This is a genomic window from Pseudarthrobacter phenanthrenivorans, from assembly GCF_036455295.1.
In the GTDB taxonomy this organism is placed as follows: Bacteria; Actinomycetota; Actinomycetes; order Actinomycetales; family Micrococcaceae; genus Arthrobacter; species Arthrobacter phenanthrenivorans_C.
Window position 1 is genome coordinate 1 of record NZ_JAYXNX010000002.1, and the last position, 1,625, is coordinate 1,625.

Annotated in this window: 1 protein-coding gene; it reads right to left on the reverse strand. The window is 64.8% G+C overall.

Going from position 1 to position 1,625, the window contains the following annotated elements:
• On the reverse strand, positions 1-1,355 hold a 1,355-nt coding region (locus tag VXJ37_RS02430; protein ID WP_331321481.1), incomplete at its 3' end, for a CehA/McbA family metallohydrolase.
• Positions 1,356-1,625: the final 270 nt, after the last annotated feature.

A 1,625-nucleotide genomic window follows, 5' to 3' on the forward strand; every position in this document is an offset into this window, starting at 1 on the left:
TCGTCGGTGATGATCCGGATGACACCGTTGGGCACGCCGCTGACGGTGATGCTGACCGTCACCGGGGTGTCGGCTTTGACGTCAAGCCGCTCCCCGACTCCTGCTTTCCGGCCGCCTGCGGCGACGGTGAAGTCCAGGGAGATGTTGGCGGACTCCGCGACCCAGGTGCGGCCATTGCGGATCCCATCCAGGACGGCGTCGTGCGACAGGGCCGCGGCGTTGACGACGTTGTGCGGCAGGCCGATGACCTGGGGCTCGCTGTGGGCGTCGCTGTTGCCCATGGCAGGGACCCAGCGGCCGCCGGTGCGCACCGAATTGGCGAGCATGGAGTCCCAGGTGTTGATGGCATACTCGTCGTCAGCCGTCCATGGTCCGGTCCAGACTTCGACGGCGTCAGCATCGTCGTAGCCGAACTTCCAGCGGCACGCCACGTACGGGCAGTAGGGGTGGGCCGGGACGACGAGGCCGCCGGAGGCGTGGATGTGCTGGGCCTCCTGCTCAAAGCCCTTATCACGGGCCCGGTAGCGCCAGTCAATCCAGTCGCCAGGTTCTATACCCAGTGCGAGGTAGTGGCCGTTGCGGGTCGTGACCTCCTCGCCCGTGAGGATGAGGAGGTCCTCGCCAGCCAGTGGCCCCCACACGCCATGCGAGGCGGGGGTGTTGTGGTCGGTGCTGATCATGAAGTCGAGTTTCGCTGCCCTGGCGCCGGCAGCCACCTCGGCAGGGGTGCGCTTGCCGTCCGAGTAGATGGTGTGCAGGTGTGCGTCGCCGCGGTACCAGCCGGCGCTCTTGCCGGTGACCTGCTTGGGCGGGTACTGGGGGCGGAACGGGGTGCCGTCGGGGCCGTACTCCAGGGTGACATTAACGGTGTAGTCCATGCCTTGTTCGGCCACCTGGTACGGGCCCAAAGCGATGTTCCAGGTGCCTTTCCCGACCGGACCGGGCAGGTAGCCGGGGGTGGCTTCGGCGGCACTGATAAAGAACTCGGTGCGGAAACCGCCGGACCAGCCGCGGAAACCCTTCCCTGCGAGGTCGGTGCCCTTCTCGTCGAAGACGCCGATGTCGCAGGCGTTGGACAGCAGCCCCGGAGGGACAGTCGGCTTGCTGTAGCTGTAGGACACGCTGATCTTGTTAACACCGGCAGGAATCTCAACCGGAAGGTATACAAAGTCGGCGGCGCCCGGATCCAGATGTCCCGTGATCGTCTTGGTCCTGCTGGCGCCGGTATCGGCAGCGGCAAAAGACACGGGGGCAAGGGTCACGGCAGCGCCGGCCAGCGCGGCGGCGAGGAATCCGCGGCGGGAAGGGGACAGGAAAACACTTTCAGCCTCGTGGGCTTTACATGGGGAACTCACCGCCCGAGTCTCACCATACGGACTGAACAGCAGGCCACTTGATGGCAAACACCAGCTGAACCACGGGAATTAATTGGTAGCAACGTAGCAGTTGTGCAAGTACGCCAAGCAGGCCGCCCGGACAGTGCCCCGGCTTTGTTTCATTGCCGTTTGGGCAGAGAAGAGGACAGTGCAACGAGTGTCGCTCTTGCACCGTCCTCTAAGCACATCTGGGCCGCGCCTCGAAGAGCGGCAGGGAGAGAACTTCGCGAAGCTTGATGCTTTCTTGAG